Genomic DNA, 16,059 nt, shown 5'->3' on the forward strand with positions numbered 1-16,059 from the left:
GCGCCACCGGGCAATACAGACGGCTCAACCGCCTAAATACGCACTCCGCACCGCTTCGTTAGCCAGCAGCGCGTCGCCGGTATCTTCCAGCACCACGCGGCCGTTCTCCAGCACGTAGCCGCGATCCGCGAGCTTCAGCGCCTGGTTGGCGTTCTGCTCCACGAGGAAGATGGTCATCCCTTCACTACGCAGCTGTTCGATGGTGTCGAAAATTTGCTGAATAATGATCGGTGCCAGTCCGAGCGAAGGCTCGTCCAGCAGCAGCAGACGCGGCTGGCTCATCAGCGCGCGGCCGATCGCCAGCATCTGCTGCTCCCCACCGGACATGGTGCCCGCCCGCTGAATACGACGCTCAAACAGGCGCGGGAACAGATCGTATACACGCTTGATGCGGGTCTGGAACTGCTCGCGCTCGGCAAAGAAGCCGCCCATCGCCAGGTTCTCTTCCACCGTCATCCGTGAGAAGACGCGACGCCCTTCCGGGACAATCGCCACCGCTTCGCGCATGATTTTCGCCGTCTGCCAGTCGGTAATGTCTTTACCATCAAAGACGATACGCCCGCTGCTGGCGCGCGGGTCGCCGCACAGGGTACCGAGCAGGGTGGTTTTCCCCGCGCCGTTGGCCCCGATCAGGGTCACAATCTCCCCCTGATTGATGTGCAGGCTGACGTCGTGCAGAGCCTGGATCTTGCCGTAATGCGCATTGACCTTGTCGAACGTTAACATCGCTTTTTCCATCTTATGCCTCACCAAGGTATGCGCGGATCACGTCCGGGTTGTTGCGAATCTCTTCCGGCGTACCGTTCGCCAGCGGCGTGCCCTGGTTTACCACGTAGATGCGGTCAGAAATGCCCATCACCAGCTTCATATCATGCTCAATCAGCAGGATGGTGGTGTCGTGATGGTTACGCAGCTCGACAATCAGCTCGTCCAGCTCTTTGGTCTCTTTCGGGTTCAGCCCTGCCGCCGGTTCATCAAGCATCAGGATCTGCGGCTGGGTCACCATACAGCGAATGATCTCCAGACGACGCTGGTCGCCATAGGCCAGGTTGCTGGCCTGACGGTTGGCGTGCTGGAGCAGGCCGATACGGTCGAGCCAGGTGGCGGCGCGATCTAATGCTTCATCCTGCGCCCGGCGAAACGCCGGGGTTTTCAGCAGGCCGGCGAAGAGCCCGGTTTTCAACTGCTGATGTTGCGCCACCAGTAGGTTCTCAATCACCGTCATCTCGCGGAACAGACGCACGTGCTGGAAGGTACGCACCACGCCCATGCGGGCAATCTGCTGGCCCGGCAGCCCTTCCAGATGTTTGTCACCCAGCATGATGGTGCCGCCCGTCGGCTTATAGAAGCCGGTCAGGCAGTTGAACACCGTAGTTTTACCCGCGCCGTTCGGGCCGATCAGGGAGACAATCTCTTTTTGATGCAGATCCAGCGACACGTTGTTGACCGCCAGCAGGCCGCCAAAACGCATCATCAGGCCGTTAACGGATAATAATGGCTGACTCATGCCTGCTCTCCTTTCGCCTGAGTGCGTTTCAGCTTCAACTGTGGACGGGTCATCGGCAGCAAGCCCTGCGGACGCCAGATCATCATCAGTACCATCAGACCACCCAGCATCAACATGCTGTATTCGTTAAAGTCACGCATCAGCTCACGGGAGACCACCAGCAGGATCGCCGCGAGAATCACCGCGAACTGCGAGCCCATCCCGCCGAGGACCACAATCGCCAGCACGAAAGCGGATTCCGCAAAGGTGAAGGATTCCGGGCTGACGAAGCCCTGGCGCGCGGCAAACAGCGTCCCGGCGAAACCGGCAAACGCGGCGCTGATGGTAAAAGCGGTCAGCTTGATGCGGGTCGGGTTCAGGCCCAGAGAGCGACAGGCGATCTCATCTTCACGCAGCGCTTCCCACGCACGGCCCAGCGGCATACGCAGCAGACGGTTAATCACGAACAGGGTGAGGACCACCAGCAGCAGGGCCACCAGATAGAGCCAGATCACGCGGTCGGACGGGTCGTACTTGATACCAAAGAAGTTGCTGAAGGTATCCCAGCCGCCTTCACGGGCGGAACGGCTAAACTCCAGACCAAAGAAGGTCGGTTTCGGGATCTGGCTGATACCGTTCGGCCCGCCGGTCACTTCGGTATTGTTGAGCAGCAGGATACGGACGATTTCGCCGAAGCCTAAGGTCACAATCGCCAGATAGTCGCCGCGCAGGCGCAGCACCGGGAAGCCAAGCAGGAAACCCGCTGCGGCAGAGACCAGTCCCGCCAGCGGCAGACAGGTCCAGAAGCCGAGGCCGTAATAGTGGTTCAGCAGGGCGAAGGTGTAAGCGCCGATGGCATAGAAACCGCCGTAGCCCAGCACCAGCAGGCCGGACAGGCCCACCACCACGTTCAGACCAAGACCGAGGATCACATAAATCATGGTCAGGGTGGCGATATCCACCGTCCCGCGTGAAACCATGAACGGCCAGGCTACGGCCGCCACCAGCAGCGCCACGAGGAACAGCTTCTGTTTGATGGTCGAGCCGTCGATGGCCGGCAGCACAAACTTCGGTCCGGAGACGTTTTTCAGTGTCTTCTGGAAAATCGGACGCAGCAGCTGGAAGAAGAAGACCACCGCCGTACCGACAAACACCCACTGCCAGCGGATATCAGACGCGACATCCACTACCAGTTTGGTGCCGCTCAGCTCCAGCTGAACGCCCATAAAAACGCCCGCCAGCACGAAGAACATGACCGCCGAGAGCAGCGCCATTGCAAAATGCATCGGTTTCATACTTTCTCTACCTCCGGACGACCCAGGATCCCGGTCGGCATCACCAGCAGCACCAGAATCAGCAGCGCGAAGGAGACCACGTCTTTATATTCGGTACTCAGGTAGGCAGAGGAGAGGGCTTCGGCCACGCCCAGAATCAGGCCGCCGATCATCGCCCCCGGAATACTGCCGATCCCGCCCAGCACCGCGGCGGTAAAGGCTTTCATCCCGGCCATAAAGCCGATGTACGGGTTGATTACGCCGTAGAACTGACCGAGCAGCACGCCCGCAACCGCCGCCATCGCCGCACCAATCACAAAGGTCAGGGCGATCACGCGGTCGGTGTTAATGCCGAGCAGGCTCGCCATCTTCAGATCTTCCGCGCAGGCGCGGCAGGCGCGACCCATGCGGGAGTAACGGATGAAAATGGTCAGGGCCAGCATGGCGAGGAAGGTCACAATCCAGATCACCAGCTGCATGGTAGTAATCGACGCCGAGAAGTTCTCGCTGGCGCCAACAATCCACTGGCCGTTGAACAGGCTTGGCAGCGCCACGTCGCGCGACCCTTCGGTCAGGCTGACGTAGTTTTGCAGGAAGATGGACATCCCGATGGCGGAGATCAGCGCGATCAGGCGCTTAGAGCTACGCACCGGGCGATAGGCCACCCGCTCGATGCTCCAGCCGTAGGCGCTGGCAATGATAATCGCCCCGACAAACCCGGCGGCCACCAGCAGCCAGCTGCTGTCGATCCCCATCATCATCAGCGCGGCGATAATCATAAAGGAGACATAACTGCCGATCATGTACACCTCGCCGTGGGCGAAGTTGATCATGCCGATAATGCCGTACACCATCGTGTAGCCGATGGCGATCAGTGCATAGGTGCTTCCCAGCGTGACGCCGTTAAACATCTGCTGCAGGAAATAGAGAAACTGCTCGGACATAAGGTAACCTTTCTATTCCCGCCCGGTCATGCCGGGCGGTGGGATAATGATTATTTGGCGACCGAGGATGAACCGTCGGCGTGCCACTTAAAGACACCAAACTCAAATCCCTTCAGATCGCCTTTCTCATCCCAGTTCAGCGGCCCAATCACGGTGTTTGCCCCGTGTGCTTTTAAATCTTTAATCAGATCCTGCGGTGCTTTGCTGCCGGTACGATCCATTGCGGTCGCCAGAGATTGCACGGCGGCATAGGTGATCCACACGTACGGACCACTCGCGTCTTTCTTCTCTGCTTTCAGGGCATCGACGATAGCAGCGTTGGCCGGATCCTGGTCATAGCGTTTTGGCATCGTCACCAGCATGCCTTCGCCCGCGTCGCCGGCAATGTTCGACAGCGAGGCGTTACCCACCCCCTCCGGCCCCATAAACTGGGTTTTCAGACCGACAGCGCGGGCCTGACGCAGCATCTGACCCATTTCCGGGTAGTAACCACCGTAGTAGACGAAGTCGATGTTCTCTTTCTGCAGACGTGCCAGCAGCGCGGAGAAGTCTTTCTCGCCCGCGGTGATGCCGTCGAAGAAGACCACGTTGGCGCCGCCTTTTTTCAGGCCATCCTGCACCGAGCGGGCCAACCCTTCGCCGTACTGCTGCTTATCGTGAATGATAGCGATACGCTGCGGCTTGACGCTGTCGATGATGTACTTCGCCGCGGTCGGCCCCTGAGAGGAGTCGAGCCCGGCGGTACGCATGATGTACTGGTAGCCGCGCTGGGTCAGCTCCGGGTTAGTGGCGCCTGGCGTGATCATCAGGATGCCTTCGTCTTCGTAGATGTCAGACGCAGGCTGGGTGGAGGAGGAGCAGAGATGGCCAATCACATACTGAATGCCATCGTTAACAATTTTGTTGGCGACGGCGACGGCTTGTTTCGGGTCACAGGCATCGTCATATTCCACGCCGACCAGTTTGTCGCCTTTAATGCCGCCTTTGGCGTTGATGTCTTTAATGGCCTGGCGCGCGCCGTTGAACTCCATATCGCCCCACTGGGCAACAGGGCCGGACATCGCCCCTACAACAGCAACTTTAATATCTTCCGCCGCAGCGGTATGGGTGATCGCCAGTGCAACCATCCCCGCGATGATAGTTTTCGCGTTCCTTTTCATCTGTGAATCCCCATTCGTGACGTGGTGTATATATTTTGTTTTATTATGGTTAAAAAGCATTCTGTACTTTTATTAAACAACGCAACTTTTGCTATTGCCTTTAATGGTTTAGCGAGGTTTTTTGCCTAAAACCAGACTAAAATCTCTATATTTCAGGCTATTAAGCAAAGATAATATTCTGAAATCTGGCAGAGATAAACAAATAAAAGTGCAGTTTGCAGCATAAAATAACGGACGAATAAGCGGAATAAATCACTGCCATTTAGGTTAATATTCTGCTTATTTTTCGATCCCTGCGTTTTCTGGCTGCGCTTTTCTCTGCTAAAAAAGCAATCACCTGGGGAATGGATTTAAAAAGTGGAAGCGTCTGGCTAAATAAATTGAGTACACTGCCCCTACTCTTTTTGATTTGGACACGCGGCTAATGAAACTGACTATCCACCGTCTGGAGAACTTTAGCGACCAGGATCATATCGACCTCAACAAGATCTGGCCGGAATATTCCCCTTCCTCACTCACCGTTGATGAAACACACCGTATTTATGCAGCGCGCTTTAATGAGCGACTGTTAGGGGCGGTGCGGGTGACGCTGAGCGGTACGCAAGGGGCGCTGGACTCTCTGCGCGTGCGCGAGGTCACCCGCCGTCGCGGCGTAGGGCAATATTTGATTGAAGAGGTGATGCGCGATAACCCGAGCGTAGCCTCGTGGTGGATGGCGGATATCGGCGTGGAAGACCGGGGCGTGATGGCGGCGTTTATGCAGGCGCTGGGATTTGCAGCGCAGAGTAACGGGTGGGAGAAGCAGTAAAAAACCACGGGTGCGGCCTGATGCCCTCACCCCGGCCCTCTCCCACAGGGAGAGGGAGCACACATTAAAAAAGGCAACTTACGTTGCCTTTTTGCTTTTATTTGGCGTCGGTCGCGGTACCGTTAGCATGCCAGTCGAATACGCCGAACTCGAAGCCTTTCAGATCGCCCTTCTCATCCCATGACAGCGGCCCCATCACGGTCTCAACGGAGTTGGCTTTCAGCCAGGTCGCAATCTCAGCCGGTTCAGCAGACTGATTCAGACCCGCCTGCAGGGTTTGCAGTGCGGCGTAGGTGGTCCAGACGAATGCGCCGCTTGGATCCTGTTTCTTGGCTTTGATCGCATCTACGATCGGTTTGTTGGCTGGAACCTGGTCGTAGTTCTTCGGTTTGGTGACCAGCAGGCCTTCAGCCGATTCACCAGCGATATTAGACAGCGACACGTTTGCCACCCCTTCCGGGCCCATAAACTGGGTTTTCAGACCGGCAGCACGCGCCTGACGCAGGAGCTGGCCCATCTCAGGGTGGTAACCACCGTAGTAGACGAAATCGATGTTCTCTTTCTTCAGACGCGCCACCATGGTAGAGAAATCTTTCTCACCGGCGGTAATACCGTCGAAGAACACCACGTTGGCGTTGGCTTTCTTCAGGTTGTCCTGCACGGAACGCGCCAGGCCTTCACCGTACTGCTGCTTGTCATGGACAATAGCGATACGCTGCGGCTTCACTTTATCAACGATATATTTCGCGGCGGTTGGGCCCTGGTCAGAGTCCAGGCCAGTGGTACGCATTACCATCTTGTAGCCACGGGCGGTCAGTTCCGGCGCGGTGGCAGCAGGGGTGATCATCAGAATGCCTTCGTCTTCGTAGATGTCAGACGCAGGCTGCGTGGAAGAGGAGCACAGGTGGCCGATCACGTATTTGATGCCGTCGTTGACCACTTTGTTGGCTACCGCAACCGCTTGTTTCGGGTCACAGGCATCATCATATTTTACGATCTGCAGCTTTTCGCCTTTGATACCGCCCTTGGCATTAATGTCGGCAACCGCTTGTTCTGCGCCGGTAAACTCCTGGTCGCCGTACTGCGCTACCGGACCGGACATGGCGCCAACCACGGCCACTTTAATATCAGCCTGAGCCATGGTGCTGAATGCCAGCGCGATACATCCTGCCAGTAAGGCTTTGCCCTTCATATTCATCCTGAGAATCCCCATTGTGATGGTTATTGTGTTTGTTGTGATGTTGTTTTATGGCGCTTTATTTCGATTATGCGTCTGCCGTGCGCGCCTTTTCAGCATACTCTGCTAAAACATACCCCATTTTTATCTATTTGGAATAGCTATTTTGAAATGTATATAAGGTAAGGAAGGCTTTAACGAGTCAGCGCACAACACAGGGGTAAGTGTTTGCCGGCAGGGGGGAAAACGCCCGGCGGGCGCTAAAAAAACAAAACCCCCGAATTTGCATTCGAGGGTTATCGGGGTACTTCGCGGGGATTAGGCTTCGATAGCGGCGCGAAGTTTTTTCATGGCGTTCTTCTCAAGCTGACGCACACGTTCAGCGGAGACGCCGTAGCGGTCGGCCAGCTCCTGCAGGGTGGACTTGTTGTCTTCGTCCAGCCAGCGGGCACGAATAATATCCTGGCTACGCTCGTCCAGGCCTTCCATTGCGAAGGTCAGCTTGTTGGCGGCCTGCTCTTCCCAGTTGTCATCTTCGATGCCGTCGGCAAAGTTGGACGACTTATCCTGCAGATACAGGACCGGGGCCATCGGCTGGCTGTCGGACGCATCATCGTCAGAGGACATATCAAAGGTCATGTCCTGCGCGGCCATACGGGATTCCATCTCGCGCACATCTTTGCTGGAGACGCCCAGCTCGCGGGCAACCATTTCCACTTCATCCTGGTTAAACCAGCCCAGACGCTGCTTGGTTTTACGCAGGTTAAAGAACAGTTTACGCTGAGCTTTAGTGGTCGCGACCTTCACGATACGCCAGTTACGCAGCACATATTCGTGGATTTCCGCTTTAATCCAGTGCACGGCGAAGGAGACCAGACGCACACCCACTTCCGGGTTGAAGCGACGCACCGCCTTCATCAGGCCGATGTTGCCTTCCTGAATCAAATCCGCCTGCGGCAGGCCGTAGCCCGCGTAGTTACGAGCAACGTGAACAACAAAGCGCAGGTGTGACAGGATCAGCGTCTTAGCTGCTTCCAGATCGCCCTGGTAATGCAGCTTTTCAGCGAGCTCCTTTTCTTCCTCGGCCGTCAACATCGGCCAGGTGTTCGCAGCCCGGATGTAAGACTCCAGGTTACCAACAGGGGCTAAAGCTAAAGTTTGCATTTCTTTGGTCATTCATTCCTCTCAATCGATTCTTTCTGGCGGCGGTTTGTCCCCATCAGGCAACGAACATGCCAGAATTAATGAGCAACGAGAATATCATTCACTCTTTTATCAGACAGTGATTTTATCCACAAGTTCCGAGTGAAACTGTGAATAAATTACGCACAAAATGTGACACGGGGATGATTATGCGGGACAGAGTCAACAGGGGACTCTTTCCCTGCACGGTGATTCTCAATGCAGGGAAAGATTATACCAGAGATTTTTTAGTCAGGGGTAAAGTGACGTAAATGTTGCACGGTTGCTAACCATGCTGCGATCCAGCCGATCATCGAGCACACCAGCAGCAATAACAGGCACTCATCGAAGGCTAAGCCACTGATATTAAACTTCGTTCCAAATACCTGCGCCACATCGGTGACGGCCGCAGAAAGTCGCATCACCAAAATTTCTGACAATATCAGTGAAAGAAATGCGCCGGAAAAACCGAGCAATGCGCCGCCATACAGGAAGGGACGCAGGATGAAACCGTCGGTGGCACCGATCAGCTTCTGTACGTTAATGGTGTCGCGACGGGCGAAGATACTCAGCCGCACGCTGTTGCCGATAACGAGGAACACTGCCGCCACCATCAGTACGCCAATCATGGCTGCGACGCGCCCGACCAGGCCGGTCAGCGCCGTCAGACGGGCGAACCAGCTGTCGTCCATCCGCACTTCATCGATACCGTTGATGCGGGAGACGCGATCGCGCAGGGTGTTCAGCGACTCGGTGCCCTGAAAATCCAGTTTCGGGATCACTACCGCCACCGCGGGCAGAGGGTTCTCCTCCAGCATATCCAGCGCGCCGCCAAACCCGGACCAGTTACGGAACTCGCCTAACGCCTCATCCCGTGACAGGTAGTTTACCTTCTCAACGCCCTGCTCTGCCTGCAGCTGCCCCACCACCTGCGCCGCCGCGTTATCGTCGAGCGCTTTGTCGAGATAGACGGTGATCTGCGGGGAAGGATAGTACTGCGACGCCGCCTGGTTTACGTTTTTGTAGACCATGTAGCAGACGCTGGGCAGGGTCAGGGAGATGGCAATCACCATCACCGTCAGGAAGGTGGCCAGTGGTTTGCTTTTCAGATCCTGCAGCGCGCCCTGGAAGGCGTACCGCACCTGTTCGTTAAAGACGTTGGTTTTGCGCGAGTTGGGTTTTGGCGCGGATTTGCTGCGCTTCGGCGCATGGCGGTTACCGTCACCCGGGCCGCCCGCCGATTTACGAAAACGGTCGAGCTTGCTGCCAAACTGCCGCATCTGGTTCATTGCATCACGCTTATTCACCGAGGCCTCCGTGCAAATGACCGTCGCTCAGCGTCAGCATGCGGTACGACCGACGGGAGATAAGCCCCATGTCGTGCGTCGCCATCAGTACTGTCACCCCAACGCGGTTAAACTCCTCAAACAGACGCAGGATCCCTTCGGAAAGGGCGTCGTCCAGGTTACCGGTAGGTTCATCCGCCAGCAGCACCGCCGGTTTGTTCACCACCGCGCGGGCAATGCCCACGCGCTGCTGTTCACCGCCGGAGAGCTGAATCGGAAAGTTCTTCGCTTTGTCCAGCAGCCCGACCTTATCCAGCGCCGCGGACACGCGACGACGAATATCATCCCCGCTGGCACCCGCAATAATCAGCGGGATCGCCACGTTGTCGAATACCGTGCGGTCCATCAGCAGATGGTGATCCTGGAAAATCATGCCGATCTGCCGACGCAGGAACGGCACTTCACGGTTTTTCAGGCGGCTAATGTCGTGGCCGCTAAACCAGATTTTCCCGGCGCTGGGCCGTTCGATCCCACAGATAAGCTTGAGCAGGGTACTTTTCCCGGCGCCGGAGTGACCGGTCAGGAATGCCATCTCGCCCGGCTGCAGATGGAAGTTAATCCCCTGCAGCGCTTGTCTCCCACCGAGATAGGCCTTGCTGACGTGTTCAAAGCGAATCATTGTTAATCCTCTCGGGCAAAAAGTGCCTCAATAAAGTCGCCCGATTTAAACGGACGTAAATCTTCGATACGTTCGCCAACACCGATGTAACGGATAGGGATCCCGAACTGGTCCGCCACCGAGAAGATCACCCCGCCTTTCGCGGTGCCATCCAGCTTGGTCAGCGTGATCCCGGTCAGTCCTACCGCTTCATGGAACAGCTTCGCCTGACTGATGGCGTTCTGCCCGGTGCTGGCATCAATAGTCAGCATAATTTCATGCGGTGCATCTTCGTCCAGCTTCTTCATTACGCGGACGATCTTCTTCAGCTCTTCCATCAGGTGCGATTTATTCTGCAGGCGCCCGGCGGTATCGGCAATCAGCACATCCACGTTACGCGCTTTCGCGGCCTGGATGGCGTCGAAAATCACTGATGCAGAGTCGGCGCCGGTATGCTGGGCAATCACCGGAATGTTGTTGCGCTGGCCCCACACCTGCAGCTGCTCAACGGCGGCGGCACGGAAGGTATCCCCCGCGGCCAGCATCACCGATTTGCCCTGCTGTTCGAACTGACGCGCCAGCTTGCCGATGGTGGTGGTTTTACCCACGCCGTTCACGCCGACCATCAGAATAACAAAGGGCATTTTGCCTTCAATATTAAGCGGTTCGTCAACTTTTGCGAGGATTTCACCCATCTCTTCTTTCAGCAGGCCGTACAGCGCCTCGGCGTCGCGAAGCTGTTTACGGCTGGCGCTCTCGGTCAGACTGGTGATGATTTTGCGGGTAGTCTCCACGCCAACGTCAGCAATCAGGAGCTGTTCTTCCAGCTCTTCAAAGAGATCATCGTCGATTTTCTTGCCGCGGAACAGACTGATAAATCCGGAACCGAGGTTCTCTTTGGTTTTGACCAGGCTGCGTTTCAGGCGGGCGAAGAAACCTTCTTTGGTTGGTTTTTCCTGCTCCTGGGCAAGCTCTTCAACCGGCTCTTCCTCTTCAGCTACCGGGACGACAAGCACCGCTTCTTCCGCGGCTGCGGCCGCCAGCGCCTGAGCTTCGAGCTCTTCATCGCTAATGGGCTCTTCAACGTCGGTCTCTGGCAGGTACTCTTCCGGGATCGCTTCCTCAATTTCGTCGAGGATCTCTTCCGGCAGCGGTAATTCTTCATGCTCAACCGCCTGCGGAGGTTCCACCTCAGCCACCGGCTCGACAATTTCTTCCACTACCACAGGTTCCGGCTCAACGGCGACAGGCTCGGGCTCAACCGGCTGTGGTTTTTCGCTCTCCTGGACCTGCTCAGTAACCTCAACCACCTCTTCGGCAAAGGCTTCTGTCTCTTCTTTGCTGTGGGCAGGCGTTTCTGCTTCTACGTCAGCGACGGTCTCAACAGGGGTTTCAGGCTGCGGCTGTTCAACAACCGCCGGCTGTTCAGCGATCTGTTGTTCTTCGTTCTGCTGCTCGGTTTCCTGCTCTTTTTGACCAAAGCCCAGCCAGGAAAAGAAGCCACGTTTTTTCTCTTTTGCCATCTGCGACTACACCCCTCGCGGTTAATTACTGGCGCTATATACATGGAAGCTAAAAAAATGATGAAATAGTTTATCACTTAACTTAACGCACATCACCGCCTGCAAGCGCAGGCCGTCGGTGTACCCGAGCAAAGATATGAAGAAACCCAACCGTGCCGCAGCGGGCCAGATACGTATTATCGGCGGTCAGTGGCGAGGCCGTAAACTGCCGGTACCGGATAGCCCCGGTCTGCGCCCGACCACCGACCGCGTTCGCGAGACGCTGTTTAACTGGCTGGCACCTTCAATGGTAGATGCCCGCTGTCTGGACTGCTTCGCCGGAAGCGGGGCCCTTGGCCTCGAAGCCCTGTCGCGCTACGCCGCCAGCGCCACGCTGCTGGAGATGGACCGCAGCGTTTCTCAACAGCTTCAGCAAAACCTGGCCTCGCTGAAAGCGACACACGCCAACGTGGTCAATACTAACGCTCTCGCCTTCCTTGCGCAGGCGGGCACGCCGCACGATGTGGTGTTTGTCGATCCACCGTTCCGCAAAGGGCTGCTGGAAGAGACGCTGACGCTGCTGGAAAACAACGGCTGGCTGGCGAATGATGCGCTAATCTACGTCGAGAGTGAGGTAGAAAACGGTTTACCGCCGGTGCCTGCCCACTGGGATCTGCACCGGGAAAAAGTGGCCGGACAGGTCGCCTATCGCCTTTATCACCGTCAATCTCAAGGAGAGACCGATGCCGGTACTGATTAATCTGGGTCGTTTGCTGATGCTGGGGGTCTGGGCGTTTCTGATCCTCAACCTCGTCCATCCCTTCCCGCGTCCGATGAATATTTTCGTCAACGTGGCGCTGATTTTTACCTCATTTATGCATGCCCTGCAGATGGTGATGCTGAAAAACGGTATGCCAAAAGATGGCCCGAAAATGACCGGCTGGCAGCAGCTGCGGGTATTTATTTTTGGCGTGTTTGAGCTGCTGGTGTGGATGAATAAGTTTAAGGCGCAGGCGAAGAAATAATTTTTCCCCTCACCCCGGCCCTCTCCCCAAAGGGGCGAGGGTGAAAAGACGGCTCCGGGCGATCCCCTCTCCCCTGTGGGGAGAGGGTTAGGGTGAGGGGATATCACGGCGTCGGACTAAACCCCTCAAACTGCGATCCCTTGTAACTCAACGTCCCTTTATCCCCCACCGTCAGCTGATGGTACTGCTTCTCGTCCAGACGAAACGTCATCTCCAGACCACCGCTTTCCGGCTTAAAGCTCGCTTCATAGCGCATGGCGGTGCCGGCGGGCGTCACCTGCTGCTGGCGGGAAAGGCGGTCGTTAATCGGTTTTTCCCGTTTATTGCTCACCACCACCCGCTTTTGCAGGAGCGGGGCGGCGTCGTTATCCGCCTTTTCACGGCGCTGCTGCACGAAGCGGAATGAGGCCGCAATGACGATAATCGCCAGTACGATAATAAAAAAAAGCGGCATCTTGCTCATTGAACCATCCTTTAAGACCAGGCTGAAATCAGGATAGCGTGCCACGCTGTGCATTGCTATTGGCCCGTCTGCACCACTACACTGAAGTGAAACTGTTTATCCAACAATAACAGATACAGGGACTTAATATGCTTTGGTCATTTATCGCTGTCTGTTTCTCCGCATGGCTGTATGTCGATGCGTCCTACCGCGGCCCTGCCTGGCAGCGCTGGCTGTTTAAACCCGTCACCTTGTTGCTGCTCCTGCTGCTGGCCTGGCAGGCGCCGATGTTTAACGCCATCAGCTACCTGGTGCTCGCCGGGCTCTGCGCGTCACTGGCCGGTGATGCCCTGACCCTGCTGCCGCGCCAGCGATTGCTGTATGCCGTGGGGGCGTTCTTCTTATCGCATCTGCTCTATACCATCTATTTCGCCAGTCAGATGACGCTGTCGTTCTTCTGGCCGCTGCCGCTGGCGCTGCTGGTGATTGGCGCGCTGTTGATCGCCGTAGTCTGGACACGACTGGAGGAGCTGCGCTGGGCGGTGTGTACCTTTATCGCCATGACCCTGGTGATGGTCTGGCTGGCGGGCGAGCTGTGGTTCTTCCGTCCGACGGCGCCGGCTCTGTCGGCCTTCATCGGCGCTACGCTCCTGCTGCTGGGTAATATCGTCTGGCTGGGCAGTCACTATCGCCGCCGTTTCCGCGCCGATAATGCCATTGCCGCCGCGTGCTACTTCGCCGGGCACTTCCTGATTGTGCGCTCGCTGTATATTTAAATAGCGCTTGACTCTGGAGTCGACTCCAGAGTGCATACTGCGGCTAATGAGAAAATTATCATTACCGGAGAGTGCCATGTCGACTCCAGAAACACCTAAAAAAGTGCCGCAATTTTCGGCACTTAAGCTCGCCCCTCTTCCCGCCAAAGAGACCTGCTGCGCTGCGGATCACGCCCCGGTGCAGGCCGAGCCTGTGCCTCCCGTTCAGGGCCAGCGTTATAGCTGGGTGGTAAACGGCATGGACTGTGCCGCCTGCGCCCGCAAAGTAGAAACCGCCGTCAGACAAGTGGCGGGCGTTAATCACGTCCAGATCCTGTTTGCTACCGAAAAGCTGCTGGTGGATGCGGGGAGCAACGTCAGCGCTCAGGTCGAAGCGGCGGTGATCAATGCGGGCTATACGCTGCGCAATGAGAACGTCCCGGCAGAAAAAACGTCCCCGCTGCGCGACAACCTGCCGCTCATCACGCTTATCCTGCTGATGGCCCTGAGCTGGGGGTTGGAGCAGTTCAACCATCCGCTCGGCAACCTCGCCTTTATCGCCACTACCCTCGTCGGGCTCTGGCCGGTGGCCCGTCAGGCGCTGCGCCTGATGAAAAGCGGAAGCTGGTTCGCGATTGAAACCCTGATGAGCGTGGCCGCCATCGGAGCGCTGTTTATCGGTGCCACGGCGGAAGCGGCGATGGTTCTGCTGCTGTTTTTGATTGGCGAAAGGCTCGAAGGCTGGGCGGCAAGCCGGGCGCGGAAAGGGGTCAGCGCGCTGATGGCGCTGAAGCCGGAAACCGCCATCCAGGTCATTCACAATGAGCGCAAAACCGTACCCATCGCCGCGTTGCGTCCGGGAGATGTGATTGAGGTTGCCGCCGGGGGACGTCTGCCTGCCGACGGGACGCTGCTGACCGCGACGGCCAGCTTTGATGAAAGCGCCCTGACCGGGGAATCCATCCCGGTCGATCGTTCGGCGGGGGAAAAAGTCCCGGCCGGGGCCACCAGCGTCGATCGTCTGGTGCAGCTGACGGTCCTGTCCGAACCGGGCGACAGCGCCATCGACCGCATCCTGAAGCTGATTGAAGAGGCAGAAGAGCGCCGTGCGCCGGTGGAGCGTTTTATCGACCGCTTCAGCCGGATCTATACCCCGGTGATTATGCTGGTCGCGCTGCTGGTGGCCGTGGTACCGCCACTGCTGTTCAGCGCTGCATGGGAAGGCTGGATCTATAAAGGGCTGACCCTGCTGCTGATTGGTTGTCCCTGTGCGCTGGTGATCTCCACCCCGGCGGCCATCACTTCCGGGCTGGCGGCCGCCGCACGCCGTGGAGCGCTGATTAAGGGCGGCGCGGCGCTGGAGCAGCTGGCGCAGGTACAGCAGGTGGCGTTCGACAAAACCGGCACCCTGACGGTGGGCAAACCGCAGGTGACGGGCATTTATCCGCATGAGATCCGCGAGCAGGACCTGCTGGCGCTGGCCGCCGGGGTGGAGCAAGGTTCGACTCACCCGCTGGCGCAGGCGATTGTGCGTGAAGCGCAGTCTCGCGGGCTGACCGTTCCGGCGGCTACTGCCCAGCGTGCGCTGATGGGGTCGGGGATTGAAGCCGAGGTTGCGGGCAGCAAGGTGCTGATTTGCGCCGCGGCTACCTTCCCTGCCCCGCGCTTTACGGCGCAAATCGAGACCCTGGAGCAGGCCGGACAGACGGTGGTGATGGTGGTTCAGGACGGCGAGGCAAAAGGCCTGATCGCGCTGCGGGATACTCTGCGGGACGACGCGAAAGAGGCCATAGCCGCACTGCATCAATTGGGCATCAAGGGAGCGATCCTGACCGGCGATAACCCGCGCGCTGCCGCGGCCATTGCCGGGGAGCTGGGGCTGGACTTCCGGGCGGGCCTGCTGCCGGCGGATAAAGTGCAGGCGGTGACGACCCTGAATGCGGAAATGCCGCTGGCGATGGTCGGGGACGGGATTAACGACGCCCCGGCGATGAAGGCGGCGACGATAGGTATTGCGATGGGCAGCGGCACCGACGTGGCACTGGAGACCGCCGATGCGGCGCTCACCCACAACCGTTTGACCGGGCTGGCGCAGATGATCAGTCTGGCCCGCGCCACCCGCGCCAATATCCGGCAGAACATCGCCATTGCGCTGGGGTTGAAGGGGATTTTCCTGGTGACCACCCTGCTGGGAATGACCGGATTGTGGCTGGCGGTACTGGCAGATACCGGGGCGACGGTGTTAGTGACGGCGAACGCGCTTCGGCTATTGCGTCGAAAATAAAAGCAAAACGGCAACCAGGTTGCCGTTTTTAGTGTTTGCACCCTCTCCCTGTGGGAGAGGGACGGGGTGAGGGCAT

The 16,059-nt window shown here is 57.6% G+C and carries 16 protein-coding genes; 5 read left to right on the forward strand and 11 right to left on the reverse strand.

Translation table 11 applies throughout. The features are described from left to right. Window positions 1-24: 24 nt before the first annotated feature. Genes livF through livK form a run of 5 tightly spaced genes read right to left on the reverse strand, consistent with a single transcriptional unit; the run spans window position 25 to window position 4,864 of the window. Window positions 25-738, reverse strand: a complete 714-nt coding sequence (gene livF, locus SOM40_RS21830) for a high-affinity branched-chain amino acid ABC transporter ATP-binding protein LivF (RefSeq protein ID WP_106995247.1) — start codon at window positions 736-738, stop codon at window positions 25-27. Window position 739: 1 nt separating this feature from the next. Then, the gene (gene livG / locus SOM40_RS21835; protein WP_320530902.1) at window positions 740-1,507 is read right to left on the reverse strand and encodes a high-affinity branched-chain amino acid ABC transporter ATP-binding protein LivG; all 768 of its coding nucleotides are present in this window, start codon (window positions 1,505-1,507) and stop codon (window positions 740-742) included. Further along, complete coding sequence (locus tag SOM40_RS21840) at window positions 1,504-2,781, reverse strand: high-affinity branched-chain amino acid ABC transporter permease LivM (RefSeq protein WP_106995249.1); 1,278 nt, start codon at window positions 2,779-2,781, stop codon at window positions 1,504-1,506. The genes livG and SOM40_RS21840 overlap by 4 nt, the downstream gene beginning before the upstream one ends. Beyond that, window positions 2,778-3,704 carry a high-affinity branched-chain amino acid ABC transporter permease LivH gene (livH, locus tag SOM40_RS21845; protein ID WP_106995250.1) on the reverse strand — a complete coding sequence of 309 codons (927 nt, stop codon included), beginning with the start codon at window positions 3,702-3,704 and terminating at the stop codon, window positions 2,778-2,780. The genes SOM40_RS21840 and livH overlap by 4 nt, the downstream gene beginning before the upstream one ends. A 50-nt stretch (window positions 3,705-3,754) precedes the next feature. Then, window positions 3,755-4,864: a high-affinity branched-chain amino acid ABC transporter substrate-binding protein LivK gene (gene livK / locus SOM40_RS21850; protein WP_225760042.1), complete on the reverse strand. Its 1,110-nt coding sequence runs from the start codon at window positions 4,862-4,864 to the stop codon at window positions 3,755-3,757. A gap of 424 nt (window positions 4,865-5,288) precedes the next feature. Here livK and panM point away from each other — a divergent pair, with 424 nt between their 5' ends. Further along, window positions 5,289-5,672: an aspartate 1-decarboxylase autocleavage activator PanM gene (gene panM, locus SOM40_RS21855; RefSeq protein ID WP_313824158.1), complete on the forward strand. Its 384-nt coding sequence runs from the start codon at window positions 5,289-5,291 to the stop codon at window positions 5,670-5,672. 97 nt (window positions 5,673-5,769) lie between these two features. On the opposite strand, the gene SOM40_RS21860 is transcribed toward panM, so the two are convergent. The 5 genes from SOM40_RS21860 to ftsY all read right to left on the reverse strand — a co-directional run bounded on the left by SOM40_RS21860 (window position 5,770) and on the right by ftsY (window position 11,498). Continuing rightward, a complete protein-coding gene (locus SOM40_RS21860) occupies window positions 5,770-6,870 on the reverse strand; it encodes a branched-chain amino acid ABC transporter substrate-binding protein (protein ID WP_312077906.1) in 1,101 nt (366 codons plus the stop codon). 297 nt (window positions 6,871-7,167) lie between these two features. Continuing rightward, complete coding sequence (gene rpoH / locus SOM40_RS21865; RefSeq protein ID WP_106995256.1) at window positions 7,168-8,025, reverse strand: RNA polymerase sigma factor RpoH; 858 nt, start codon at window positions 8,023-8,025, stop codon at window positions 7,168-7,170. Between the two features lie 254 nt (window positions 8,026-8,279). Continuing rightward, window positions 8,280-9,338: a permease-like cell division protein FtsX gene (ftsX, locus tag SOM40_RS21870; protein ID WP_106995257.1), complete on the reverse strand. Its 1,059-nt coding sequence runs from the start codon at window positions 9,336-9,338 to the stop codon at window positions 8,280-8,282. Continuing rightward, a complete protein-coding gene (ftsE, locus tag SOM40_RS21875) occupies window positions 9,331-9,996 on the reverse strand; it encodes a cell division ATP-binding protein FtsE (protein ID WP_106995258.1) in 666 nt (221 codons plus the stop codon). The genes ftsX and ftsE overlap by 8 nt, the downstream gene beginning before the upstream one ends. A gap of 2 nt (window positions 9,997-9,998) precedes the next feature. Continuing rightward, entirely contained in the window at window positions 9,999-11,498 is a 1,500-nt protein-coding gene (gene ftsY, locus SOM40_RS21880; protein ID WP_262671473.1) for a signal recognition particle-docking protein FtsY, read from the reverse strand. 136 nt (window positions 11,499-11,634) lie between these two features. On the opposite strand from ftsY, the gene rsmD reads away from it, so the two are divergent. Then, window positions 11,635-12,237 carry a 16S rRNA (guanine(966)-N(2))-methyltransferase gene (gene rsmD / locus SOM40_RS21885; RefSeq protein ID WP_262671472.1) on the forward strand — a complete coding sequence of 201 codons (603 nt, stop codon included), beginning with the start codon at window positions 11,635-11,637 and terminating at the stop codon, window positions 12,235-12,237. Then, complete coding sequence (locus SOM40_RS21890) at window positions 12,221-12,502, forward strand: DUF1145 family protein (protein WP_106995261.1); 282 nt, start codon at window positions 12,221-12,223, stop codon at window positions 12,500-12,502. Before rsmD ends, SOM40_RS21890 begins: the two co-directional genes overlap by 17 nt. 103 nt (window positions 12,503-12,605) lie before the next feature. On the opposite strand, the gene SOM40_RS21895 is transcribed toward SOM40_RS21890, so the two are convergent. Next, window positions 12,606-12,965 (reverse strand): DUF2500 domain-containing protein, encoded by a 360-nt coding sequence (locus SOM40_RS21895; protein ID WP_320530901.1) that lies wholly within the window; start codon window positions 12,963-12,965, stop codon window positions 12,606-12,608. A 128-nt stretch (window positions 12,966-13,093) separates the two neighbouring features. Here SOM40_RS21895 and SOM40_RS21900 point away from each other — a divergent pair, with 128 nt between their 5' ends. Together SOM40_RS21900 and zntA are read left to right on the forward strand one after the other, a co-directional pair. Next, window positions 13,094-13,720: a lysoplasmalogenase gene (locus SOM40_RS21900; protein WP_106995263.1), complete on the forward strand. Its 627-nt coding sequence runs from the start codon at window positions 13,094-13,096 to the stop codon at window positions 13,718-13,720. 76 nt (window positions 13,721-13,796) lie between these two features. Continuing rightward, a complete protein-coding gene (gene zntA / locus SOM40_RS21905) occupies window positions 13,797-15,983 on the forward strand; it encodes a Zn(II)/Cd(II)/Pb(II) translocating P-type ATPase ZntA (RefSeq protein ID WP_320530900.1) in 2,187 nt (728 codons plus the stop codon). Window positions 15,984-16,059: the final 76 nt, after the last annotated feature.

Source organism: Leclercia sp. CFBP8987, assembly GCF_034044995.2.
Taxonomy (GTDB): Bacteria; Pseudomonadota; Gammaproteobacteria; order Enterobacterales; family Enterobacteriaceae; genus Enterobacter; species Enterobacter tamurae.

Coding starts and splice junctions, on each gene's coding strand:
- livF (WP_106995247.1), bottom strand. CDS start 738: ATGGAAAAAGCGATGTTAACGTTCGACAAGGTCAATGCGCATTACGGC.
- livG (WP_320530902.1), bottom strand. CDS start 1,507: ATGAGTCAGCCATTATTATCCGTTAACGGCCTGATGATGCGTTTTGGC.
- SOM40_RS21840 (WP_106995249.1), bottom strand. CDS start 2,781: ATGAAACCGATGCATTTTGCAATGGCGCTGCTCTCGGCGGTCATGTTC.
- livH (WP_106995250.1), bottom strand. CDS start 3,704: ATGTCCGAGCAGTTTCTCTATTTCCTGCAGCAGATGTTTAACGGCGTC.
- livK (WP_225760042.1), bottom strand. CDS start 4,864: ATGAAAAGGAACGCGAAAACTATCATCGCGGGGATGGTTGCACTGGCG.
- panM (WP_313824158.1), top strand. CDS start 5,289: ATGAAACTGACTATCCACCGTCTGGAGAACTTTAGCGACCAGGATCAT.
- SOM40_RS21860 (WP_312077906.1), bottom strand. CDS start 6,870: ATGAATATGAAGGGCAAAGCCTTACTGGCAGGATGTATCGCGCTGGCA.
- rpoH (WP_106995256.1), bottom strand. CDS start 8,025: ATGACCAAAGAAATGCAAACTTTAGCTTTAGCCCCTGTTGGTAACCTG.
- ftsE (WP_106995258.1), bottom strand. CDS start 9,996: ATGATTCGCTTTGAACACGTCAGCAAGGCCTATCTCGGTGGGAGACAA.
- ftsY (WP_262671473.1), bottom strand. CDS start 11,498: ATGGCAAAAGAGAAAAAACGTGGCTTCTTTTCCTGGCTGGGCTTTGGT.
- rsmD (WP_262671472.1), top strand. CDS start 11,635: ATGAAGAAACCCAACCGTGCCGCAGCGGGCCAGATACGTATTATCGGC.
- SOM40_RS21890 (WP_106995261.1), top strand. CDS start 12,221: ATGCCGGTACTGATTAATCTGGGTCGTTTGCTGATGCTGGGGGTCTGG.
- SOM40_RS21895 (WP_320530901.1), bottom strand. CDS start 12,965: ATGAGCAAGATGCCGCTTTTTTTTATTATCGTACTGGCGATTATCGTC.
- SOM40_RS21900 (WP_106995263.1), top strand. CDS start 13,094: ATGCTTTGGTCATTTATCGCTGTCTGTTTCTCCGCATGGCTGTATGTC.
- zntA (WP_320530900.1), top strand. CDS start 13,797: ATGTCGACTCCAGAAACACCTAAAAAAGTGCCGCAATTTTCGGCACTT.